Origin of the sequence: Arcobacter sp. CECT 8985 (genome assembly GCF_004116495.1) — a bacterium.
Taxonomy (GTDB): domain Bacteria; phylum Campylobacterota; class Campylobacteria; order Campylobacterales; family Arcobacteraceae; genus Malaciobacter.
This window is the reverse complement of the sequence record NZ_PDKC01000003.1, coordinates 126,109-150,390: the sequence shown is the minus strand read 5'-3', so window position 1 is coordinate 150,390 and position 24,282 is coordinate 126,109. Positions and strand designations below refer to the sequence as shown.

General features: G+C 27.8%; 19 protein-coding genes. 10 read left to right on the top strand and 9 right to left on the bottom strand.

The window, feature by feature from the left end:
- On the top strand, positions 1-1,065 hold a 1,065-nt coding region (locus tag CRU93_RS03030; RefSeq protein ID WP_164967607.1), incomplete at its 5' end, for a DUF4153 domain-containing protein.
- A 429-nt stretch (positions 1,066-1,494) separates the two neighbouring features.
- Positions 1,495-4,230, top strand: coding sequence for a restriction endonuclease (locus CRU93_RS03025; RefSeq protein WP_129102704.1), 2,736 nt, complete (start codon positions 1,495-1,497; stop codon positions 4,228-4,230).
- A gap of 229 nt (positions 4,231-4,459) precedes the next feature.
- Here CRU93_RS03025 and recQ read toward each other — a convergent pair whose 3' ends face one another.
- On the bottom strand, positions 4,460-6,568 hold the full coding sequence (recQ, locus tag CRU93_RS03020) for a DNA helicase RecQ (protein WP_129102703.1): 2,109 nt from the start codon (positions 6,566-6,568) through the stop codon (positions 4,460-4,462).
- A 167-nt stretch (positions 6,569-6,735) separates the two neighbouring features.
- Here recQ and CRU93_RS03015 point away from each other — a divergent pair, with 167 nt between their 5' ends.
- Positions 6,736-7,059 (top strand): hypothetical protein, encoded by a 324-nt coding sequence (locus tag CRU93_RS03015; RefSeq protein WP_129102702.1) that lies wholly within the window; start codon positions 6,736-6,738, stop codon positions 7,057-7,059.
- Positions 7,060-7,276: 217 nt separating this feature from the next.
- A complete protein-coding gene (locus CRU93_RS03010; protein ID WP_129102701.1) occupies positions 7,277-7,825 on the top strand; it encodes a hypothetical protein in 549 nt (182 codons plus the stop codon).
- Between the two features lie 19 nt (positions 7,826-7,844).
- Here the strand turns inward: CRU93_RS03010 and CRU93_RS03005 are convergent, their stop codons facing one another.
- The 3 genes from CRU93_RS03005 to CRU93_RS02995 all read right to left on the bottom strand — a co-directional run bounded on the left by CRU93_RS03005 (position 7,845) and on the right by CRU93_RS02995 (position 10,460).
- Positions 7,845-8,672, bottom strand: a complete 828-nt coding sequence (locus CRU93_RS03005) for a GyrI-like domain-containing protein (protein WP_129102700.1) — start codon at positions 8,670-8,672, stop codon at positions 7,845-7,847.
- Between the two features lie 179 nt (positions 8,673-8,851).
- On the bottom strand, positions 8,852-9,481 hold the full coding sequence (locus CRU93_RS03000) for a LysE family translocator (protein ID WP_258238813.1): 630 nt from the start codon (positions 9,479-9,481) through the stop codon (positions 8,852-8,854).
- A gap of 1 nt (position 9,482) precedes the next feature.
- Entirely contained in the window at positions 9,483-10,460 is a 978-nt protein-coding gene (locus tag CRU93_RS02995; RefSeq protein WP_129102699.1) for a hypothetical protein, read from the bottom strand.
- Positions 10,461-10,638: 178 nt separating this feature from the next.
- Here CRU93_RS02995 and prpB point away from each other — a divergent pair, with 178 nt between their 5' ends.
- The 5 genes from prpB to CRU93_RS02970 all read left to right on the top strand — a co-directional run bounded on the left by prpB (position 10,639) and on the right by CRU93_RS02970 (position 17,861).
- Positions 10,639-11,517 (top strand): methylisocitrate lyase, encoded by an 879-nt coding sequence (gene prpB / locus CRU93_RS02990; RefSeq protein ID WP_129102698.1) that lies wholly within the window; start codon positions 10,639-10,641, stop codon positions 11,515-11,517.
- A 36-nt stretch (positions 11,518-11,553) separates the two neighbouring features.
- Positions 11,554-12,699 carry a 2-methylcitrate synthase gene (gene prpC / locus CRU93_RS02985; protein WP_129102697.1) on the top strand — a complete coding sequence of 382 codons (1,146 nt, stop codon included), beginning with the start codon at positions 11,554-11,556 and terminating at the stop codon, positions 12,697-12,699.
- Positions 12,700-12,812: 113 nt separating this feature from the next.
- Entirely contained in the window at positions 12,813-15,404 is a 2,592-nt protein-coding gene (gene acnD / locus CRU93_RS02980; protein WP_129102696.1) for a Fe/S-dependent 2-methylisocitrate dehydratase AcnD, read from the top strand.
- A gap of 10 nt (positions 15,405-15,414) precedes the next feature.
- Positions 15,415-16,590 carry a 2-methylaconitate cis-trans isomerase PrpF gene (prpF, locus tag CRU93_RS02975; protein ID WP_129102695.1) on the top strand — a complete coding sequence of 392 codons (1,176 nt, stop codon included), beginning with the start codon at positions 15,415-15,417 and terminating at the stop codon, positions 16,588-16,590.
- A gap of 104 nt (positions 16,591-16,694) precedes the next feature.
- Entirely contained in the window at positions 16,695-17,861 is a 1,167-nt protein-coding gene (locus CRU93_RS02970; protein ID WP_129102694.1) for an NnrS family protein, read from the top strand.
- A 25-nt stretch (positions 17,862-17,886) separates the two neighbouring features.
- Here CRU93_RS02970 and CRU93_RS02965 read toward each other — a convergent pair whose 3' ends face one another.
- The 5 genes from CRU93_RS02965 to murI all read right to left on the bottom strand — a co-directional run bounded on the left by CRU93_RS02965 (position 17,887) and on the right by murI (position 23,308).
- Complete coding sequence (locus CRU93_RS02965; protein ID WP_129102693.1) at positions 17,887-18,429, bottom strand: hydrolase; 543 nt, start codon at positions 18,427-18,429, stop codon at positions 17,887-17,889.
- 43 nt (positions 18,430-18,472) lie between these two features.
- Positions 18,473-19,414, bottom strand: coding sequence for a hydroxymethylbilane synthase (gene hemC, locus CRU93_RS02960; RefSeq protein ID WP_129102692.1), 942 nt, complete (start codon positions 19,412-19,414; stop codon positions 18,473-18,475).
- Positions 19,415-20,251, bottom strand: coding sequence for a thioredoxin domain-containing protein (locus CRU93_RS02955; RefSeq protein ID WP_129102691.1), 837 nt, complete (start codon positions 20,249-20,251; stop codon positions 19,415-19,417).
- Between the two features lie 67 nt (positions 20,252-20,318).
- Positions 20,319-22,520 carry a DNA polymerase III subunit gamma/tau gene (locus tag CRU93_RS02950; protein WP_129102690.1) on the bottom strand — a complete coding sequence of 734 codons (2,202 nt, stop codon included), beginning with the start codon at positions 22,518-22,520 and terminating at the stop codon, positions 20,319-20,321.
- Positions 22,517-23,308, bottom strand: a complete 792-nt coding sequence (murI, locus tag CRU93_RS02945) for a glutamate racemase (RefSeq protein ID WP_129102689.1) — start codon at positions 23,306-23,308, stop codon at positions 22,517-22,519. Before murI ends, CRU93_RS02950 begins: the two co-directional genes overlap by 4 nt.
- Before the next feature lie 102 nt (positions 23,309-23,410).
- Here murI and CRU93_RS02940 point away from each other — a divergent pair, with 102 nt between their 5' ends.
- Positions 23,411-24,076, top strand: coding sequence for a uracil-DNA glycosylase family protein (locus CRU93_RS02940; protein ID WP_129102688.1), 666 nt, complete (start codon positions 23,411-23,413; stop codon positions 24,074-24,076).
- Positions 24,077-24,282: the final 206 nt, after the last annotated feature.

Below are 24,282 nucleotides of genomic sequence, written 5' to 3'. Positions count from 1 at the left end.
GTTTTTGTATATACAATTATTTTATATATATATTTTGCCAAAATAACTATTTTACAAGAACTTCCAAAAGGAAACTTAGCATTTATAATTTGCTTATTTTTTACTATAGTTATAGTTGTAAAAAGTTTACTAATAGGTTTAAAAAAGCACAATAAACTAACTAACTTTATACTTAAATTTTCAACTTATTTTTCAATTATCCCTATAATATTTTTATCTATCTCAATATATACTAGAATTTCTGAATATGGAATAACACCTTCAAGATACGTTCTTATTGCTTGTGCTATTTGGTTTATTTATCTATTAATTTATGAATTAATAAAAAAACAATTTAATATAAAAAATGCTGTTATATCTCTTTTTATACTTTCTATATTTAGCTCAATAACTCCATTTAATGCTCATAATGTATCTATTTATTCACAAATTAATAGATTAAAAAATATATTTATAAAAAATGATATGTATATAAATAAAAAAGTAATTCCTGCAAAAAATGAACTTCCAAAACAACAAAGAGTAGAAATAACATCTCTTTTGAATTATCTAGAAAATAGTAGAAAAGGGAAAGAAGAATTAAAAAAAATATTTAAAACAAAAATGAATACAAAATCTCATTTAAAATACTTAAATATAGAATATACAACAAAATACTCTTTAAAACAAAAAAAATACCTTAAAAACTTCAAGCTTGATGATATTGCAATAAATTCTAAAAACTATAACTATTCATTTGTATTTAATTTTTCAAGTTATATAAAAAAAGCATATTATGGAACTAAATATTTTACATACTGGTTAGAGAAACATTCAATATTAAACCTTAAAATAGAAAATAAACTTTTTCAACTTGATTTAAGACATATTTTAGAAAAACTAAAAAAAGAAAAAATCAAAGTTATTGATAAAACAAACTATAAAAAAATGATTTTTAAAATAGAACATAAAGATCTAATAATCAAATTATTTATTAAAGATATTTATTTTTCAAATAAAGATAATAAAGTAGAAATTTATTCTGGTAATGGACTACTTTTATTTAATATAAAAAATAAAAAATAAAATTTTATATTACAACTTCAATTTGATAAAGAAAAATTGAAGTTGTTGAGACTGTTCAGAATTTTGTGTCAAAATTTGATAGTCCTAGAATTTATTTTACTTAACCAAATTTGTGCAAAAAAGTACAGGTTATTGAACTTATTTTTATGACTCATATTTGTATCAATTATTATCTACATTTCACCTCTTAATATATTTAACATTTCGCAGGTTTATGGCTGTTTCAACATATAATATCTTTATCTACGTTATTTATTTTCAGGCTATCTTGTATATAATGTATGTTTAGGAAATAGTTAGAACAAAGAATTGAAATGTCAATAAAGTAATACAGAAGGTAATTACTTTAAAATCGTACCAATAAAGATATAATCTAGCCAATAGTTATTTAACTACCATGTTGAACACAATAGAAGGGATATTAAGATAATGAAAATAGAAGTTGCTTGTAAAGATGATGATAGTAATAAGAAAAAAGGTGACTTACTAGAATCCCTTTCAAAAAAGTTACTGAAAGCATATGGTTACTATGTAATAGAAGAGATTCGAATAGTAGGAGCTGAACTTGATTTATTATGTGAACATAAGGTTAATGGTAAAAAAATTTATGTTGAGTGTAAAGCTCAAAAAGCTCCTATCGCAGCTCCTATTCTAAGACAATTATGGGGTACAGTTGATTCTGAAGAATATACAGAAGGATGGTTAATATCAACATCTGACTTTACTAAAGATGCAAAAGGTTTTATTGAGAAATGGAAGACAAAGCCAGAAAATAAATCATCAAGATTGAGTTTTTATTCACCAAATCACGTAATATCTTCATTACAAGATTCTTCAATAATTACAACTCCACCAACTTCTAAAGCTGAAGAATTTGTTAGTGGTTCAGAATTTTTGGGTGATTGGACTTTATTAGTTACCAAATATGGAATATTTTGGTGTGTTTATACATTAAAGGGTGGAACACCATATGGTGTTCTAGTATACAATGCTTCAAATGGAAGGCAAATAGAAGAAAAAGAAACATTAGATAATTTATCAAGTCTCGAAACAGTATTAGCAGATTTTGATTTAAATATAGGCTTACAAAAAAAGGAAAGCAGTGAACTTAAAATTCCTTCAAAATTACCTACAGTTATAGAAGTTCAAACTGGAGAATCTTGGAATGACTACAGACCTGCACGACCTCAAGATTTTGTAGGAAGAGATTCCACACAAAAAGATATTTTTAATTTCTTGGAGTCAGCAAAAAACTCTAATGGAAGTAGAGTATTTGCAATTACTGGAAATTCAGGACTTGGAAAAAGTTCACTAATTGCAAAACTTCGAGATAGGTCTAAGAACCAACATTATAAGAAAAAATACTTTGTATATGCAGTTGATATTCGTGGTGCTAGATCTCCATTATATATTTTATCTTCTTTCATTTCATGTTTAAAAGAAGCTCAAAAAAATGGATTTGGAGATAAAATGGATTTGAATTTAACTGACCCCACAACACCATTAAGTTCTCCAAATATTCAAAAATACTTTGACTCTTTGGAGGCTAAAGGACAAGTTATTTGTTTAGTATTTGATCAATTTGAAGAATTGTATTCTAAACCAGAGTTATTTGGTGTATTTAAATCTGCAAGAGATTTAATGCTAGATGTAGCGGGAAGTAAAAGAAATTTTGTTTTGGGCTTTGCGTGGAAGACAGATAGCACTACTCATCAGGATCATCCTGCATATCATATGTGGCATGAACTTTCAGATCACAGACGTGAATATAGGCTTGATGTATTTGATAATGGAGAAATTTCTAAATCTATTACTAAATTTCAAAAAGAAATAGGACATAATATTACTGCTGAAACTAGACATCAAATTACACAGTCTAGTCAAGGTTTCCCCTGGCTATTAAAAAAACTATGTATTAATTTACATGAAGGAATAATTAAAGGAGAAGGCTCGGAATCAATACTAGTTGATTTAGATGCTGGTCGTATATTTGAATCTGATTTGGAATTATTATCACCACAAGAACTAACATGTCTTAAGTTAGTTGCACAAAAAGCTCCTGCTGACTGGAGTGAAATTATAGAAATCTCTGGAATTTCTATTTTAAATAATTTAGTGAATAAGCGGTTGGTAGTAAGAAGTGGTGATCGACTTAATATATATTGGGATATATTTAAAGATTACTTGCTTACAGGTAGAACACCTATTATACCATTTAACTATATACCAACCTCTGATCCATCTTCTATGCTTAATATTTGTAAAAGACTTGTCAATGATAGATTTATCGACTCAATTGATTTAGCAAAAGAAGCTTCTTTAAAAGATAGAACTATATGGAACATAGGCGCTGATTTAGTAATGTTTGGTTTAGCTGAAAGGGATAGTATAGCATTTAAGCTTCACCGAAATATGCATATTTATACAGAAGAAGTCGCACTAAAATTATTAAGAGATAAACTGAATAAACATTCTTTAAAAATATTACTATATAAAAAATACGCAGGAAAGACTATTCAGCAAAATGATATTAAAGAAACTTTGATAGAGAGTTTACCAAAAGCAAAATTTGGTGAAAAAACATGGTCAACATATTCTAATAAACTAACAAATTTTCTTATATATTCTGGTTTTCTTTCAAGAGCTGGTAAAAATGTGATTGTTCAAGATTCTGGTTCACCTATCTCTAATATAGAACAAGTAGTTAGAAGTGGAAAGCAAAGAGGTAATGTGTTTTCTGTTTCTGTTTCACCGTATTCTGTTTATGAAGCAATTGAAGCTATTAGTAAAGGAACAAAAGAAGTAAAAGATGTAAGTCGGAATGCATTGACAGTTTTAAAGAGATTTGAACTTGTCTCATTAAATAATGACTACGTAACTATACAAAATGAATCAATTAAAAAGTACGGTGGTAAATTAGAAGCAATTTGGTCTGTAGCAAAAAATGAAGGTTCATTAAATAGGTGTGTTGAAATACTTACTGAAACACCAAAAATTTCAAATAAAGATTTAGCTGAACGAATATCTGATGAATTTCAATTGAATTGGTCCGAAGGATCAAAAACAAGAAATGGTGGAATATTAAGCCAATGGTCTCGTTGGATAAAAGAAGGAATAGAAACCTCAAGTATACCAATTCCTCCTGGTCGTTCTAACAAATCATAGAAGCTAACAAGTAACCTTTTGCTACTTGTAGCTTAACTTTAACGTTAGTTCAAATACTTCTTATATTTGGAACAAAATTAAAAAATCTAATTTATTGGCTTTATAACCTTTATTTACAGATATAATTTGTTCCAAGAAGTGTTCAAGAAGTAGAATTTAGAGATTCTCTCAAACCCTTAGTACTTTTTGAACAACAAAAATCACTTTTTTTGTTCATCATCAAATAATTTCAATCATTTTCTTTATTTAGATACTCATATAAATATAAGTATTGTCTTAGTTCTTTTAAACTCTCATACTCTAAACCAGTTTTTATCCAATTTTGAATTTCATCTGGAATAGTAAGTGAGCTTAAAAGTTGTTCTTTTCTCTCTTTTGATATTTTGTTATGTTCAAATAAAAGTGAAACATGAGATAAAATAGAACTAGTTGATAATTGTCTAATTTGAGATATTTCTTCTAAAGTTTTATTTTCATTAATAAGCTCTAAAGTTTCAAGATAAGTTTTTGTTAGTTTTTTTAACTCTTTTTTTTGTTCAATTTGTTCACTAAATTGCTCTTTTATATCTTTACATAATTGCAAAAAACTCTCACCATATTTCTCATATTTTACAAGCCCTACTCCATTTACATCTAACATCTGCTCTTTTGTAGTTGGAAGTTTTGAACTAAACTCTTTTAATGTCTTATCTGAAAAAATCACATAAGCTGGAACTTCATGCTCTAAAGCTATCTCTCTTCTTAATTCTCTAAATTTTTCATATAACTCTTCATCAAATGTAAGTTCTGTTTTTTCTTCTTCTATTTGATTTGCAATTCCAAGTTTATCACTATCTATTAATAACTTTTCATTTCCTTTTAGTATCTGCATTCCCAAATTTGTAAGCTTTAAAACTCTAAATTCACCTAAACTTAAAGCTTCAATATCTATTAGTTTATCAACTATTGCTATCCACTCATTTTTACTTTTGTCTTTTCCTAATGCATATACATTTAACTTATCATGCTCAAACTCTAATATTTTTTGATTTTTAGAACCTCTTAGTACATCAATTATATGATTTGTTCCAAAACGCTGTTGTGTTCTATAAACTGCACTCAAAAATTTCTGCGCATCAATTGTCACATCAACTTGTGTTACTTCGCCTTTTGTGCAGTTATCACATATACTTTTGCAATCTTCTATCTCATCTTCAAAATACTTAGCAATCATCTTATGTCTACACTTATTTGATACACAATATCTATACATTGCTTCTAATTTATCAAGACCTATTTGCTTGTAGTTACTATCAATAGCCTCTTGGATTTGTATCTTTCTTTTTACCTCATCAGATTTTGAGTAAAGCAAATATACATAAGACATCTCACCATCTCTTCCTGCTCTACCTATTTCTTGATAATAGTTCTCTAAAGTTTTTGGAAGTGAAGTATGTATTACAAATCTTATATTTGATTTGTCTATTCCCATTCCAAAAGCAATCGTAGCTACTACAATATCAATATTTTCATAAATAAAATCATTATAAACTTCATCTTTTATTTCTGCTTTTAAACCTGCATGATAAGCTCTTGCTTTGTATCCATTTTCACATAAAAATTGTGCTGTTGATTCTGCTTCTTTTCTAGTAAAAGTATATATTATTCCACATAGACCTTTGTGACTTTTCAAAAAATTTAAAATCTGTTTTTTACCATTTGAAACTCTTGGCTCTACTTTTATATCTAAGTTATCTCTTTTGGTTTTAGCTCTAAAATGTCTTGGATTGTCTAAATTTAAACTTGCAGCAATATCACTTTGCACTTTTTTAGTAGCAGTTGCAGTAAATGCACAAATTGAAGTATTTGGAAAATATCTTTTTAGTTTATCTAAGTTTCGATACTCAGCTCTAAACTCATGTCCCCATCCACTAACACAATGGGCTTCATCTATTACAAAATAATTTATATTTACTCTTTGTAAAACAGATATAAACTCTTCTGAAGTAAATCTTTCTGGTGCAACATAAATAAACTTTAACTGTTCATCTAAAAGCATCTGCATTGTAAGATTGTTATCTTCATTTGTTTGAGAAGAACTAATCATCGCAGCTTTTATATTTAAATCATTTAAAGCTTTTACTTGGTCTTGCATCAAAGCAATCAAAGGAGAAACTACAACAGTCACACCATCCATCAATAATGTTGGAAGTTGATAACAAAGTGACTTACCACCACCAGTTGGCAAAATAGTCAATACATCTTGCTTATTAATAATACAATCAACTACATCTTCTTGAAAACTTCTAAAATGCTCATGTCCAAAAACATCTTTTAATATTTGGTATTTGTTATTCATAGTGTGATGTTAGCATAGTTTGAGTTATGGGCATATGAAAATTTGCATAAAATACAAAATAGTAAATTATAGTTTTTAAATGATATTTTTGTAATATATTTGAAAAATAATAATATCAGTCTAATTGATAATATAAATTAAATAAAAATAGTTAAGAAATTTAAATAATGAATGATAAAACAAAAGAGATAAAATTAAAAAAATATGCCATGGGAAATGTTTCTTGCTTACTTTTTATGTTTGTTATCTCAATTTTTTTTGGAAAAGAGTATGGCAGATTAATCCTTTTTACAATTATTCCATTGTATTCAATTTTTTATATTTTTATATATCGTAAAATATCTAAAAGTTATAAAAGTGCTGATAAAAGATTACTTGCCTTTGGTATGGTTGCAAGAGGCACTTTCACAGGATCAATATATTACTTATCTATTTTTATATTTGTATTAATATCAAGTCTATTTATTTTAACTTTTATACAATATTTATAAAATTTAAATAATATTTTTATATTAATTATTTTATAAAAATCAATATTCATTAATTTAAATAAATAATATTTTATTTATTTTATTAAATCTTCATATTTCCCTATACTAAAAGCTATAGATTATCATACTTTTATTTTTATATTTCAAAACCTTATAAAATAATTAAATAATTTAAGTATTATTAAAATATAATACAAAAAATTTTTTAAGGAAACAAATGAAAAAAAGTGTTATTTTAATTACAAGTTTACTTGTTGTATTTTTATTTACTGGTTGTGCAAATAAAGTGTATGACTATTCTATGTCAACAGATAATATACTTAATTTAAAATCTATAGCAAAAAATGGACAAAAAATAAACCTTGGTGATTTTGTAGATGAAAATAATGAATCTACATTAATGTGTAGACTTGCAACTCCTGTAGGAACTGCAAAAGGGTCTACTTTTATTTCTTATATAAAAGACGCTTTTAAAAAAGAATTAGTAGTTTCTGATTTACTTGATACTCAAGCAAAAACAACAATTGGAATGAAATTAAATGATATATATGGAAGTACAGTATTTGGTAATGCATATTGGAAATTTGATGTAACAGTTAATTCATCAAATGGAGAAAAAATGTCTATAATCTCAAGATATGATTATGAATCTAGTTACTTAGCAACTTCAGCTTGTTCAGAAATGCAAAGAAGTTTTGTCCCAGCAGTACAAAAACTTATTGGTGAAATTGTTAAAAATCATAAATTTAAAGATCTTTTAAAATAAAATAAATATATTCCAATTATCAAATAATTGGAATATAAATCTCTGTTCTTAAATCCTGTTTATCACAAGTAATTGGATTCTTATTTAAATATTTTTCAATAATAGGTAAATCTCTTAACTCTACGCCACTTTGAATAATCCAATTTGATACTCCATCATAAGTATTTATCAACTCTTTATAATCACCCTTATGTAAAAATACAGCATATTTTCCACCATCTATTATTTTACTTTGAATCTCACCTTTTTCTTGAATTGATTTATCTACCCAAGAAAGGCAAGCATCGTATCTAAGTTTATCTATCTGCGTAATGTTAGGATTATCATGTCCTATTCCAAACATCATTACATCATCTCTTATAAAATACTCTGTACCTACAAAGTTTATAAGATTTTCCCATGCTTCAATACTACATTTTGTATACTCACCTGTTTTTCTTACATACAAAATCTCTATATCTTCAAGCTTTATTATTTTTGGCTCTAACATCTTATTTCCTCTTTTTAATTTTGCATTTTTTGCAAACTCTTTAGGAGTTATTCCAAAATGCTTTTTAAAAGCTTTTGAAAAAGAGGCATTAGTTTCATAACCACTATTCATAGCTATTTGAGTAATTTTTTGATTTGTCTTAAACTGTAAAGTAGTACTTTGAAGTCTCACTCTTCTAATATACTCACCCATACTCTCACCAACAATTGATTTAAAAATACGGTGAAAATGGTATTTAGAAAAACTAGCATGTTTTGATAATATATCAAGAGTTAACTCACTATTATAATTTTGTTCAATATATAAAATTACTCTACATATACTTTGAACATAATCATCTTTAGTACTATTTCCCATTTGCCCTCTTTCAAACTCTTTTATGTAAAAATTATATTAAGATTTAGAAATTAAAACTACTCCAAGATTGCTATTATAATATATTTACTTGAAGAGCTACACAAAAAAGTATTTTAAAGCTATTAGTGAAGAGTTGGACTTGATATGATACTTATAAATAAATATGCTAAAAAGCATATTTATTTACTAAACGCTACTTTTAATCCTAATCCAATCAATACAAAACCAACTGTTCTATCAAACCAAACTCCAAATTTACTAAAGAAGTTTCTAACTTTACTATGGCTTAGTATCAAAGATACAAAAATAAACCAAACTGTTGTTGCTAAGATACAAAACAATCCGTAAAGACTTTGAATATAAAGTGGTGTATTTATATTTATTACAACTGTAAACATTGATAAGAAAAATAGCGTTGCTTTAGGATTCAAGGCATTACATAAAAATCCAGATGTAAATGATTTTAAATCACTAATCTCTTTATTTGTTGATTTATCTTTATTATCTAGTTTTATTCCTTTTGATTTCAAGCTTTGAATTCCTAAGTAGATTAAATATGCTGCACCCAAATACTTAATAATATTAAATAAAATTATTGATTTAGAAATAATCAGCCCTATTCCTAAAATTGAGTATATAATATGTACTGAAATTCCAAGTCCTATTCCAATACTTGTAAAAATAGAGCTTCTTTTTCCATATGTGATACTTTGTTTTACAATCATTGCAAAATCTGGGCCTGGAGATAAAAGGGCAATAAACATAGCAGCAGCTAAAATAAAAAATTGATGCAAATATAATGCTTCCATATTAATTCCTTCTTTGTCCTGGTTTTGGAGGAGTCACCTCTTTTTGTAAGTCAACTGATAAGTTATGATAAAAAAGCTCACCATAATCTGTTGTTCTGTTTATTGTTTCATAAGCTTGTGCTAAAGTATTATTGTACTTTAATGCATCTTGTAAAATCTTAATAATTTTAACTGATTCTAAAAAATTAACATGACTTGGTGCTTCAATGGGAGAAGAATAATATCTGTGCATTCTCTCAACTAAACTTCTATTTCTTATTTCAATAAATACTGATTCTATTGGTGATTTAAAAAATAGAATTTTTTGTTTTACATTTATTGAAATATATGTTGTTTCCATTCCATATATTTTTCTTGAAAAAGAATCAAAGAAAAAAAGCTTTTTATTATAGTTATTATTAAATAACTCATAAATTAGTTCTAATATTTTTATTTTTTCCTCTTTTGTAAAAAAGTTACCAATTTTTGCATAACAAAAACTAAGAATTGATTTGATTGAATACCACTCTGTTGTATCATAATCATATCTTAGCATTTGATCAATTCTTTTTTGTTTTAAATCTTCAATATTTTTATCTGTTCTATTTCTAAAAACACTTTGAACAGCAGTATCTCTATACATTGGTCCAGGAAATTGTGCTTGAATAACAAATCTTCTGTTTTTTTCCACATCCATTATATATTTGAGTCTTCCTTGATAATCCTCATCTATTATTCTTACTTCTTTTTGAGGAATTTGAGTAATTGATTTAAGAAACTCATCACCGCTACATCCAGATTCCCAAATATAATCAGGATATCTAAATAAACTACAGATTCTTTTTTTTACTTCATCATTTGGTTCAACATCGGTTAATCCATCTACCCAAGAAGTAACAGTTCTTCTATCTTTTTGAATTAATGATGAAAATTTTGATATACTTAAATGAGATCTTTTATATATTTCAATTATCTTTTCTATTCCTGTTTTAAATGACATTACTCTTCCCTTAGTAAAATTTATCATTTATTGTACTATTCTTAAACATAAAAACAAATATTGTACATTTTTTACTTTTTTGTAAAAAAATTGAGTTTTCTCTTACAAAAATTATACAATCTTTAATTTATTCAATGATGTATAATTAATGTATAAAATATAAAGGAAGGACTATTATATGAGCGCAGGAAAAAAATTTAGAGAGGCATTAAAAGAAGAAACTCCACTACAAATTGTAGGCACAATAAATGCTTACCAAGCATTACAAGCTACAAGAGTAGGTTTTAAAGCTATTTACATTTCTGGTGGAGGTGTTGCAAATGCTTCTTATGGTTTACCAGATTTAGGTATGACAATGATTGAAGATGTATGTATTGATATTAGAAGAATTACTTCAATTTGTGATACTCCTTTAATTGTTGATGCAGATACTGGATGGGGACATGCATTTAATGTCGCAAGAACAGTAAAAGAGTTTATTAGAGCTGGAGCTGCTGGATTACATATAGAAGATCAAGTTGCGGCAAAAAGATGTGGACACAGACCAAATAAAGAGTTAGTATCAACACAAGAGATGTGTGACAGAATTACAGCTGCAGTTGATGCAAAAAAAGATTTAGATCCTGATTTTTATATTATTGCAAGAACTGATGCTCACGCAAGTGAAGGTCAAGAATCTGCAATTGCTAGAGCAAAAGCATATGTTGAAGCTGGAGCAGATGCAATTTTTGCTGAAGCAATTCATACTTTAAAAGAGTACCAAGAGTTTACAAATGCAATAAATGTACCAGTATTAGCAAATATTACTGAATTTGGTGCAACTCCAATGTTCACAGTTGAAGAACTTGGAAGTGTTGGAATTGATATGGTTCTTTATCCATTATCAGCATTTAGAGCGATGAATAAAGCTGCATTAAATGTATATCAAGAATTAAGAGAAAAGGGAACTCAAGAGGGAGTTCTTGATACGATGCAAACAAGAATGGAGCTTTATGATATGTTAGATTATCATAAATATGAGCAAAAAATGGATGAACTTTTTGCTAAAAGCAAATAATAATATCAATTAATAACACTAGATTAAGGAGAAAAAATGAGTACTAATACAGGATTTAAACCAAAAAAATCAGTTGCATTATCTGGACATGCAGCAGGTAATACTGCAATTTGTACAGTTGGTAAAACAGGAAATGATCTTCACTATAGAGGTTATGATATTTTAGAGTTTGCTGACAATTCAGAATTTGAAGAAATTGCATATTTAATAGTACATGAAAAGCTACCTAATAAAGAAGAATTAAAAGCGTATAAAGAAAAACTAAAAGGAATGAGAGATTTACCAGATGGCGTAAAAGTTGCTTTGGAACAACTACCAAAAACTGCCCATCCAATGGATGTTATGAGAACTGGTTGTTCTGTTCTTGGAGCAATTATGTCTGAAGATGAAGCTCATCCTAAAGAAGAAGCTCAAAATATAATTGATAAATTAATGGCTTGTTTTGGTTCGATGTTAACTTATTGGTATCACTACGCATTTAATGGAAAAAGAATTGATGTTGTAACTGATGATGATACAATCGGTGGACATTTCTTACATCTATTACATGGTGAAAAACCAAGAGAATCTTGGGTAAAAGCAATGCATACTTCACTAATCTTATATGCAGAGCATGAATTTAATGCATCAACATTTACTTCAAGAGTAATTGCTGGAACAAATTCAGATATGTTCTCATGTATAACTGGTTCTATTGGAGCATTAAGAGGTCCAAAACATGGTGGAGCAAATGAAGTTGCATTTAGAATTCAAGAAAGATATTCAAGTGCTGATGAAGCCCAAAAAGATATCAAAGAAAGAATGGCAAGAAAAGAGATTATTATTGGATTTGGACACCCAGTTTATACTACAAGTGATCCAAGAAATGTAGTAATTAAAGAAGTTGCTAGAAGACTTTCAGAAGAAAACAATGACATGTTAATGTATGATGTAGCAGAAAGAATTGAGTCAATTATGTGGGAACAAAAGAAAATGTTTCCAAATCTTGATTGGTTCTCTGCAGTATCTTATAATCAAATGGGAATTCCAACTGATATGTTTACTCCAATATTTGTTATTTCAAGAGTTACAGGATGGGGTGCACACGTAATTGAACAAAGAGAAGATGGTAAAATCATCAGACCTTCTGCAAATTATACAGGACCTGAAAATTTAAAATTTGTTCCATTAGAAGAAAGATAAAATCATCAAATTAGTGACTTTTCACTAAATAAAAATAGTGCTAAGTTTAGCAAAATATAGGATTGTCTATAGTTATAGGCAATCCTTTTAAATTTAAAATAGGATATATTAATATGAATAATGAAAAATATCTTAAACAATTAGATAATTTAGATGTAAAATATTATGATGTAAAAAGTGCAGTTGAAGATATACAAGAAGGTTCTTTTGAAAAGTTAAATTATACTTCAAGAGTTTTAGCAGAAAACTTAATTAGAAAATGCCCAAGTGAAGACTTAGAAGATTCACTTATTCAACTAATTGAAAAAAGAACGGACAAAGATTTCCCTTGGTACCCAAGTAGAGTTATATGTCATGATATTTTAGGTTTAACTGCTTTTGTTGATCTTGCAGGACTTAGAGAAGCAGTTGCTGCAAAAGGTGGAAACCCTGATAAAGTAAACCCTGTAGTTCCTACTCAACTTATTGTTGATCACTCACTTGCAGTTGAATGTGGAGGATATGATCCAGAAGCATTTCAAAAAAATAGAGATATCGAAGATAGAAGAAATGCAGATAGATTTCACTTTATTAACTGGACTAAAGAGGCATTTAATAATGTAGATGTAATTCCTCCTGGAAATGGAATTATGCACCAAATAAACCTAGAAAAAATGTCTCCAGTTGTACATTTAAATGATGGTATTGCAAGTCCAGATACATTAGTAGGAACTGATTCACATACTCCTCATGTTGATGCACTTGGAGTTATTGCAGTTGGTGTTGGTGGATTAGAAGCAGAAAATGTAATGTTGGGAAATCCATCTTTTATGAGAGTTCCAGAAATCATCGGAGTTGAAATTATTGGTAAAAGAGCAGCTGGAATCACTGCAACTGATATTGCACTATCTTTAACTTCATTTTTAAGAGAGCAAGGTGTAATCTCTGCATATTTAGAGTTCTTTGGTGAAGGTGTAAAATATCTAAACTTAGGAGATAGAGCAACTATTTCAAATATGACTCCTGAATATGGTGCAAGTGCAGCTATGTTTGGAATTGATGAACAAACAATTGATTATTTAAAATTAACAGGTAGAGAACCAAAACAAGTTGAATTAGTTGAAAAGTATGCTAAAGCAAATGGTTTATGGGCAGACCAATTCAAAAATGCAACATATGCAAAAACTTTAACTTTTGATTTAAGTTCAGTTACAAGAAGTTTAGCAGGTCCATCAAAACCACATAAACTTGTACCTACTTCAACTTTAAAACAAGAAGGTATTATAAAAGACTTTGTTCAAGAAGGTGATAAAATGCCTGATGGTGCAATTTTAATTGCAGCTATTACTTCATGTACAAATACTTCAAATCCTAGAAATGTTGTGGCAGCTGGATTATTAGCTAAAAAAGCAAATGAATTGGGATTAAGTAGAAAACCATGGGTTAAATCTTCCCTTGCACCTGGTTCAAAAGTTGCACAAACTTATTTAAAAGAAGCAAAATTATTACCAGAGCTTGAAAAACTTGGATTTGGTATTGTAGGTTTTGCTTGTACTACTTGTAATGGTATGAGTGGGGCACTTGATCCAGCTATTCAAAAAGAAGCTGTTGACAATGATATTTATACCACTGCAGTATTATCAGGAAATAGAAACTTTGATGGAAGAATTCATCCATATGTAAAAGAGGCATTTTTAGCTTCACCTCCACTTGTTATTGCATATGCACTTGCTGGAAGTATTAGATTTGATATTGAAAATGGTGTTTTAGGTAAAGATAAAGATGGCAATGATATTAAATTAAAAGATTTATGGCCAAGTGATGAAGAGATTGATGCAGTTATTGAATCATCTGTTAAACCTGAAATGTTTAATGAAGTATATGATCCAATGTTTGCAAGAAATCCACTTGAAAATATAAAAGTTGAACCATTTTATAAATGGAATAAAAAATCAACATATATTCAAAAACCACCATATTGGAATGATGAGTTTATGAGTATGCCAGCACTTAAAGATTTAAGACCATTAGGTGTATTCCCAGATAATATTACAACAGATCACTTATCTCCTTCAAATGCAATTTTACCAGATAGTGCATCAGGTGAATATTGTATAAAAATGGGATTACCAATTGAAGATTTAAACTCTTATGCAACACATAGAGGTGATCACAATACTGCTTCAAGAGCAACATTAGCAAATCCAAAACTATTTAATGAAATGGTTAAAGATGAAAATGGAAATGTAAAACAAGGAAGCTTAACTAAGATTATGCCAGAAGGTACTGAATCTAGAATGTGGGAAGCAATAGAGACTTATAGAAACAGAAAACAAGGTCTTATTATAATTGCAGGTACAAACTATGGACAAGGAAGTTCAAGAGATTGGGCTGCTAAAGGTGTAAGACTTGCTGGGGTTGAAGTTGTAATTGCTGAATCTATTGAAAGAATTCATAGAACAAACTTAGTAGGAATGGGTGTTTTACCATTACAATTTAAAGATGGAGATACAAGACACACTTACAATATTGAAGGAACAGAAACTTTTGAAATTGTAGGAAAAATAACTCCTAGATGTGATTTAACAGTTCTTATGACAAAAGCAAATGGTGTAAAAGTTGAAATTCCTGTTACTTGTAGATTAGATACAAGTGCTGAAGTTGAAGTTTATAAAGCTGGTGGTATTTTACAAAAATTTGCAAAAGATGTAATTGCAAATAGCTAAAGGAATAGTAATGAGTTATGAGTCACAAATCACTGTAAAAGCCACTTATATGCGTGGTGGTACAAGTAAAGGTACATTTTTTAATATAAAAGATTTACCACTTGAAGCACAAAATAATCAAGAGGCAAAAGACAAACTTTTATTAAGAGTTGTTGGAAGCCCTGATCCATATGGCAAACAAATAGATGGAATGGGAGGAGCAACTTCTAGTACTTCTAAAACTGTTCTTGTAGGTAAAAGTCAAAAAGATGACCATGATGTGGATTATTATTTTGGACAAGTATCAATTGATAAACCATTTATGGATTGGTCAGGAAATTGTGGAAACTTATCAAGTGCTGTTGGACCATTTGCAATAAAAAGTGGTTTAGTAGATAATGTGCCCCAAGAAGGAATTTGTTGTGTTAAGATTTGGCAAGCAAATATTAAAAAAACAATTCTTTGCTATGTTCCTATTAAAAATGGAGTTGTACAAGAGATTGGCGATTATGAAATTGATGGTGTTGCGTTTCCTGCGGCTGAAATAAAATTAGAATTTGTAGAACCAGTTGATCCAAGTGAAGAGCTTTTTCCAACTGGTAATTTAATTGATGATTTAGAAGTTCCAGGAATTGGAACTTTTAAAGCAACTATGATTACTGCTGGTATTCCTACAATCTTTTTAAATGCAGATGAATTAGGATATAAAGGAACAGAGCTACAACCTGATATTAATTCAGATGAAGAAGCTTTAAAAAAATTTGAAACAATTAGAGCTTATGGTGCTATAAAAATGGGATTAATTTCTGATATTAAAGAAGCACAAACAAGAGCACATACTCCAAAAATTGCTTTTGTTTCTAAACCACAAGAATATACAGCATCAAGTGGTAAACAAATTACTACATCTGATATTGATTTAAATGTTAGAGCTTTATCTATGGGACAATTACATCATGCTATGATGGGTACAGCTTCAGTTGCCATTGGTGTTGCAGCTTGTGTTCCTGGAACTTTAGTAAATATAGCTGCAGGTGCTGAAGAAAAAGATAATGTAACTTTTGGGCATCCATCTGGAACGCTAAAAGTTGGTGCAATATTAAGCCAAAACAACGGTAAATACAAAGTAGAAAAAGCTAGTATGAGTAGAAGTGCAAGAGTTATCATGGATGGCTTTGTACATGTACCTGCTGATACAATGAAATAATTTTAAATATAAGTAGTGAATCTTTTCACTACTTTTAGCATTGATATTAATCAATGATTAGAACTTCTTGTTATGTCATACTTCCTAAAAACAAAGGATGACATATGCAATTTAATACAGCTCCTAACCAACCAATTATTGAAAAAACTTGGTGGGGAAGATTTACTTCACAACCTCATCAAATGTTTTTCTCATCTGCAATATTTTTTGCACTGCTTGTTATGACTTTAACACTATTTACATTTATAGGTATTGGTAATTTTGATTTTAGTTTAATTCATGGATTTGGATTAAATTATGCACTTTTTACAAATGCTTTTTTAGGCTTTTTAATAACTGTAATGCCAAAATATAACTCAACAGCTGTAATAGCAAAAAATAAATACATATATTCATGGATATTTTATCAATTAGGCTTAATAATTGCACTATTTGTAAATGAATTATTTGGAAAAATAATTGTAAGTTTTATTATATTTTATTTTGTAAAATTATTTTATGAAATAATAAAAAATGCAAATGCAATAATAAAAGAAGATAGTATATATATAAACTCTATTTTATTTTTTGGTGGGATTTTATTATTAATTGAAGCACTGTTTTCAACTAATCTATCAAATTTGATATTTTTTGCTTATCTTTTATCTATGGTATTTATCATTTCATTAAGAATGATTCCTGCTTTCTTTTTTTCATTTACAAGAGTTCCTATGTGGCAACTTCCAAAATATGTGAAACCTATATCAATATTATTACTTATAACTACTGGTTTTGCTTTGCATACTAATAACAGCATATTTATTAGTGTTACATCATTTCTTGGTTCAATCTTTTTTGGTTTTGTAATTTATAAATTAAACCTTTTTAGAAAAGTACCTGCAATTTTATACATATTAAGTATTGCATTATTTTGGTTTGAAGTTGCATATATTTGTCTATTTTTAGAAAATATATTTATAGAATATAGCTTTAAATTATCTTTTCATATTTTTGCTTTAGGATTTGTTACTACACTTCTTATTGGATTTGGTTCAAGAGTTAGCTTAGGTCATGCAGTACCAGCTCAACCAATAGTTGCAGATTCATTTACTAAATTGCTTTTTGTATTAACACAAATTGTTTTATTTTTAAGAGTGATGACTTCAATTGGTTTTATTTTAAATAGTAATATTTATACTATGTTTTTACATGCAAGTTCAACACTATGGATTTTACTTTTTATATTATGGTTATTTAAATTTGGTAAATACTTACTAAGAATAAAAGCGTAAAATAGTTAGTAAAATAGAAAAAATTCTATTTTACTAATTTTGATATATCTTTAAATGCTGGATGTTTTGCATTTACTGTAAGTTCAAATAATAAAGATTCATATGTTGTAGGAATTACTCCTGCTTGAATCAATCTATCTACTGCTACTTTTGTATCATGTTCTTTTCTAGAACCAACACAATCAATAACTAATACAGGTTGTAATCCAGCTTCTAATAAATCAATACAAGTTTGTAATACACAAACATGTGTTTCTATACCTGCAACAATTACAAATTTTCTTTTTAGATTTTTTATTGCTTCAAATGTTGGTTCATTTTTACAACAAGAAAAAGTAGTTTTTTCAAAATGAGGATAAGACTCAACTAGTTCATTTAAACTTGGTATTGTCTCACCTATTCCTTTTTTATATTGTTCATTTATAATAAAAGGCATTTCGTGCAGTTGTAAACCTTTAACAAGTGTTAAAAGATTTTTTTCCAACTGCTCATTTTCTTTTATATGCGGGAATAATCTCTCTTGTACATCAACAAGACAAAATAAAGCGTCATTTGCATGAATTCTCATATGGCTCTCCTATTTAAAAAGATGTACACTAATTATACATAATTTATTGGAAAGCTACCTTTTCTGCTTTTGCTAATAACTCTTTTGCACCTTTTGATATGAATTTTTGTGCCATTTCTTTTCCAACTGTTTCAAATTTACCTATTTCAACAGTTTTACTATCTTGAATATATTCACTAGCATCTGGCATTCCAACTATTGCATCAACTTTTACACTCTTTTTATCTTCACTAATTGTTGCTTTTACACCAATTGGAACTTGACAACCACCTTCAAGAACTCTTACAAAATCTCTTTCAATTGTAGCTTCAATATGTGCATCTTCATCATGTAAAGCAGACAAAATATCAATTACTTCTTTATTATCTAAAGTTTCAATTCCCAAAATTGCTTGTCCCATTGAAGGAGTCATTTTATCAGTTGAAATAGGTGCAAAATATTTAACTTCATCTTCAATTTGAAGTTTTTGCACACCAGTTGCTGCTAAGATAATAGCATCATACTCACCTGCTTTTAGTTTTGCAATTCTTGTATTAATGTTACCTCTTAAATCTTTTAGATTTATATCAGGTCTTAACATTTTTAATTCCATTCTTCTTCTAAGACTTGTAGTTCCTACAACTGCACCTTGTGGCAATTCATCAATACAAGAGTATTTCTCACTTAAAAATGCATCCCTTGGGTCAAATCTTTTTGTAACAGCTGCAAGTTTAAATCCATCTTCAAATACAACTGGAACATCTTTTAAACTATGAACTGCAATATCTGCTTCTTTGTTTAATAGTGCAACTTCTAACTCTTTTGTAAATAAACCTTTACCACCAATTTTTGCCAATGGCACATCTAAAATTTTATCTGCTTTTGTTGCTATTTCATTTAACTCAATTGTCATATCTGGGTATAATTCAAGTAATCTATCTTTAATATATTCACTTTGCCATAACGCTAATTTACTTCTTCTTGTCGCAATTACTAATTTTTTCATCTACTCTTTTCCTAACATCTCATATTCTAATTTTGTTTTATCTTGTTTTCCATTAACAAATATTGTAGGTGTTCCTTCAACCATCACATTTTCACCCATATTTATATCTGTAAAAACTTCTTCATCAATAGATTTTTTATTTATTTCATCTAGTTTTATATTTGTTTTAAGAACTTTATTGAATGCTTTTAAGATTTTACTTACATCTTTTTCATCAGGTTCAAAATATTTATTGAAGTTTGCTTTGTAAACTTTTAATTCTACATCTTTAACACCTTTTTGCTTAGCAACAATCATAGCTCTTACAATTGTTTTAGATGCTGGATGAAGTTGAAAAAGTGGGAAATGATAATAATATAAAGCAATATCTTTATGCTCTTTTACATACTCAATTACTTTTGGAATAAACTCTATACAAAAAGGACATAACGGATCTGAAAATACAACTAATTTATCACTAGCATTATCTGTTCCTGCAATTAGTCTTTTTTTACTATAATAAATACTAGTTAAATCTGGAGTCATTAAGTCTTTATATGACTTTCCAGTTTTAATATCAACTAATTGAGGAGCCATAACTTCCCCATTTGAAAATATAATATCTTTAGCATTTAAGTTTTTGTTTGCAATTTGTGCATTTACATCAATAATAAATCCATACCAACCTTTTAAAGGCAACTCTTTTTTCAAACTTATTGATAAATCTTTTATTTCTACTCTTTTATTTTTAGAAAATCTATTTTTTTCAAAATTTATAACTTTATCATCTATACTGTTTGCATATGCACTACTAAAAAGAAGTGAACTTATAAGTAGCATCTTTGTTGTTAAAGACATAAATAAATCTCCTTAATTAAATTTAAAACATTATATTAAAACATGACTTAAAGCCCAAAAATTGGTTTTAACTCTTTGTTTTAACTGTGATTTTCTTGATATCAAAAAGTTCTTTTGCTTTATTTAGCATTTTTGAGTTCAAGATGTCATTTATTTCTAGTTCTTGTTGAGAAGGTTTAGGTTTTTCAGTATTGTGCATAGTTGCAACACACCCAGAACCTCCTTGTAAATCATCTTCAATAGCTTTTGGTTCACTATCATGAGGAATATCAACTGGTGGTTGATTATTTTCCTCAGTTTCTTGTTTTTCTTCTACTTTATTCTCTAAATCAGTTTTTTTTTTTTGATTTGGTGAATCATCTTTTATAAAATCTAATTCAGTATCACTACCAAATACATCATAAATAAATGTTTTTAATATTCCAAAATGTTTAAATAAAAATTTTCTTTCATCACCTTGTGCATATGAGATAATTTCTAATTTTTTATTTTCATAACTTTTATAAACAAAATTATCTTCAAAACACTCACCTAATCTTACATCTCTATCATAAACTCTATTTATTACTATTTCATACAGTTCAAAAGATGGATCTTTATCTTTTTCTAACTGAGAATTAAGTGCATCAGATAATGCATCTTCACTACTTTCATTTTCCGTGTTAATAATTTCTGGCTTTTCTTGTGTATTTGAAAGTTGATTATTCTGTTCTTGATCGTTCACTACAGGTTCTTCTACTTCTTGTTGGTTCTCAACTTGATTAGAAACTTGTTCTTGTGTGTTAACATTTTCTTCAGGTATAAAAGCTGTTTCTTGAAAATCTTCATCAAAAGGTGTAACAAAAGGTACGGCATCAATAGATTCTATAGATATATTACTTTCATTACTACTTAATGCAAGATCAACAACTGTAGGCTCTTCGATTTTCGTTTCAGATAACTCTTGATTTTGTGTCTCAAATGGATTTGAATCAGATTGAATACTATTTTCTTGTTCACTTTTATTTTTTATACTATTTAAATCTTCTTCTAATTTTTGTCTAATTTCTTCTTTTGAAGGTTCTTGTTTTATTGGTTCTTGTTTTACAACTTCTTCTTTTTTAGGTTCATCATTAATAACTTCACTACTCATCTGACTTATATTACTATTTTCAACTATATTTTGTTTTGAAATAACTTCTTTTACAGCAGGTTGTACTTCAACTTCTTCTACTTGATTAATAATATCTTGAATTGATTTTAAATTTGTTGCTTCTTGCATTTTTAATAAACTTAAAATCAATACAAAACTTGCATCTGAATTTAATGCTAATAAATGTTTCGCATCAGCTAATATTCTAAAAAATCTATCAAATAAAAGTAAATCAAATTTTGCATCTTTTTCAAGCATTTTTTGTTTTAAATAAATAGTCATTTCATCACAAACTTGTGAAACTTCATAGTTTTCTAGTTTTTTAACAAGAGTTGTAACATCTTTTTTATTTAAAATAATATCAAAAATTTCATCCATAACTTTTGGTTCAATAAGTCCTAGCATTTCAACAACTGAAATTGTGTTTACTTTACCTTTAGAAAAAATAATAGCTTGGTCAAGTAAAGTTAAAGTATCTCTTAAACTTCCTTGTCCACTTCTTGCTAATATTTCTAAAGCATCTGTTTCATACTCTACATCTTCTTGTATTAATATATGTGCTAAATGATGAACAACATCAGCATTTGATATTTTATTAAATCTAAAGTGTTGTGTTCTACTTAAAATTGTTGCTGGAAGTTTTAAAGGATCAGTTGTTGCTAAAATAAATTTAACAAAACTTGGTGGCTCTTCTAAAGTTTTTAATAGTGCATTAAATGCTTGAGTTGTAAGCATATGAACTTCATCGATTATAAATACTTTAAATCTTGCACTACTTGGCTTATATTTAGTATGTTCAATCAAATCTTTAATATCATCAATTCCTCTATTACTTGCAGCATCCATCTCAATAATATCAAGATGTCTATTTGCATTTGCACTTTGACAATTTTCACAAACTTCACAAGGTTTTGATGTTGGGCCATTTGAACAAAGTAAAGCTTTTGCCATAATTCTTGCAGTACTTGTTTTTCCACTTCCTCTTAACCCACTAAAAAGGTATGCATGAGATAATCTATTTGAGTCTAATGCCAAAGATAGTGTTTGAGAGATTGTACTTTGACCTACTAAATCTTCAAATCTTTTTGGTCTATATTTCAGTGCTAAAACTTTTTTATCTGCTATTGGTTCACTCATATCTTGCATTTCCTTATTTCTATCTTATTTTTATAATTTTTAAAAATTTTATTTATCATATTTTTGTTTATATCACCTGTGTGACAAATCGATATTTTTAAAGGTTTTATATCATTATGCCCTTTTAAAGAAGATAAATAAATTAATCTATTAGCAATTGCTTCACCTGTTTCAATTAAGTTTATTTCATTCCCCATAATATCTTTTATAATTTCACTAACTAAAGGGTAATGTGTACAACCTAAAACAATTGTATCAACACCATTCTTTTTCATTGGTAAAAGCCAATTATTTAACATATTATAAGTTTGCTCTGAATTAATTTCACCCTTTTCAATTTGCTCTACTAATCCAACACAAGCTTTTTCATATAAAGTTATATTTTTACCTTCTGAAAGCTGTTTTACTAACTGTTGATACTTTTCACCTTTTAATGTCGCTTTTGTTGCTAGTACTGCTACATGAGAACTTTTTGTCAAACTAAGTGCAGGTTTAATTCCAGGTTCTGTTCCAATTACAATTAGTTCTTTATAAGTTTGTCTTAAATACTTTATTGCTGCAGAGGTTGCTGTATTACAAGCGACAATTAAAGCTTCTATATTATGTTTATTTATTAAAAATTCAGTGATTTGAACACATCTTTGTTTTATCTCATTTTGTGTTTTATCCCCATATGGAGCATACTGTGTGTCTGCTATATAAAAAATATCTGCACCTTTAAATTTTTCACTAATTGCTTTTACAACAGTTAAACCTCCAAGTCCAGAATCAAATACTCCTATTTTCAACTTCTACCTTATATCAATTTTGTTGATTATAACAAAAAATTGATAACTACTTTGTTAAAATAATTAATATTAAATCAAAATTACAAAATCAAAAGGAAGCCCTTGTTTAATCACTTTCATCCATATGAACCCTTTTTATATAAAGAGTGCGAAACTTTAATTGTTGGAACATTACCTCCACCAAGATTTTGTACAAAAATATTAAAAAAAGATGATGTTGATTTTTGTTATGGTTCTAAAGATAATCTACTTTGGCCTATATTAGAAAATATTTTTCATCAAAACTTTACATATGACAATTCTAATATTGCAATAAAACAAAGAATTAATTTTTTAAAAGAAAACAAAATTGGAATATGTGATATAGTAGATTCATGCAAAAGAGATAAAATAGATGCAAGTGATTTAGGAATGAAAGATATAAAACTTAGAGATATTATTAGTGTTTTAAAAAGTTTTACAAAAATAAAAAAGATTATTTTTACTGGAAAAAGTAGTAAAAATTCACCAGAATTTTTTTTCAATAAAATAATAAAAAAGCAAAATTTACAACTAAATTTTATAAAAAATAAAAAAATTAGAGAACATAGTTTAATTTTAAATAATAGATTTATAAAAATATATAGTTTAACTTCTCCTTCAAATGCTGCAAATAGATCGATTGGGGCAAATAAAATATATAAAGAAAAGAAGTTAATAAACCCAAATTATTCAACACTTGATTTTAGAATTGATGAATATAAATTAGCTTTTTTATCTCATATTTAATTTTATTCTAATTTAAAATGCCCTAAAATTCTTTATTATGTTTATGAATGACTATTCATTTATAATATAAGGAAAGGGGACATTATGTTTATCACAGAGATACTACTTTTTATTGTTTCAGGGCTATTAGCATTTGCAGGTTTTAGCTGGATAGTGGGACTTTTTGTAAAAGAAAAGTAACTTTGTATCTACATTATAAAAGAGGT

Excerpts from the sequence above, each read along its gene's own strand:
- CRU93_RS03025 (WP_129102704.1), top strand. The coding sequence starts at position 1,495 with ATGAAAATAGAAGTTGCTTGTAAAGATGATGATAGTAATAAGAAAAAA.
- recQ (WP_129102703.1), bottom strand. The coding sequence starts at position 6,568 with ATGAATAACAAATACCAAATATTAAAAGATGTTTTTGGACATGAGCAT.
- CRU93_RS03015 (WP_129102702.1), top strand. The coding sequence starts at position 6,736 with ATGAATGATAAAACAAAAGAGATAAAATTAAAAAAATATGCCATGGGA.
- CRU93_RS03010 (WP_129102701.1), top strand. The coding sequence starts at position 7,277 with ATGAAAAAAAGTGTTATTTTAATTACAAGTTTACTTGTTGTATTTTTA.
- CRU93_RS03005 (WP_129102700.1), bottom strand. The coding sequence starts at position 8,672 with ATGGGAAATAGTACTAAAGATGATTATGTTCAAAGTATATGTAGAGTA.
- CRU93_RS03000 (WP_258238813.1), bottom strand. The coding sequence starts at position 9,481 with ATGGAAGCATTATATTTGCATCAATTTTTTATTTTAGCTGCTGCTATG.
- CRU93_RS02995 (WP_129102699.1), bottom strand. The coding sequence starts at position 10,460 with ATGTCATTTAAAACAGGAATAGAAAAGATAATTGAAATATATAAAAGA.
- prpB (WP_129102698.1), top strand. The coding sequence starts at position 10,639 with ATGAGCGCAGGAAAAAAATTTAGAGAGGCATTAAAAGAAGAAACTCCA.
- prpC (WP_129102697.1), top strand. The coding sequence starts at position 11,554 with ATGAGTACTAATACAGGATTTAAACCAAAAAAATCAGTTGCATTATCT.
- acnD (WP_129102696.1), top strand. The coding sequence starts at position 12,813 with ATGAATAATGAAAAATATCTTAAACAATTAGATAATTTAGATGTAAAA.
- prpF (WP_129102695.1), top strand. The coding sequence starts at position 15,415 with ATGAGTTATGAGTCACAAATCACTGTAAAAGCCACTTATATGCGTGGT.
- CRU93_RS02970 (WP_129102694.1), top strand. The coding sequence starts at position 16,695 with ATGCAATTTAATACAGCTCCTAACCAACCAATTATTGAAAAAACTTGG.
- CRU93_RS02965 (WP_129102693.1), bottom strand. The coding sequence starts at position 18,429 with ATGAGAATTCATGCAAATGACGCTTTATTTTGTCTTGTTGATGTACAA.
- hemC (WP_129102692.1), bottom strand. The coding sequence starts at position 19,414 with ATGAAAAAATTAGTAATTGCGACAAGAAGAAGTAAATTAGCGTTATGG.
- CRU93_RS02955 (WP_129102691.1), bottom strand. The coding sequence starts at position 20,251 with ATGTCTTTAACAACAAAGATGCTACTTATAAGTTCACTTCTTTTTAGT.
- CRU93_RS02950 (WP_129102690.1), bottom strand. The coding sequence starts at position 22,520 with ATGAGTGAACCAATAGCAGATAAAAAAGTTTTAGCACTGAAATATAGA.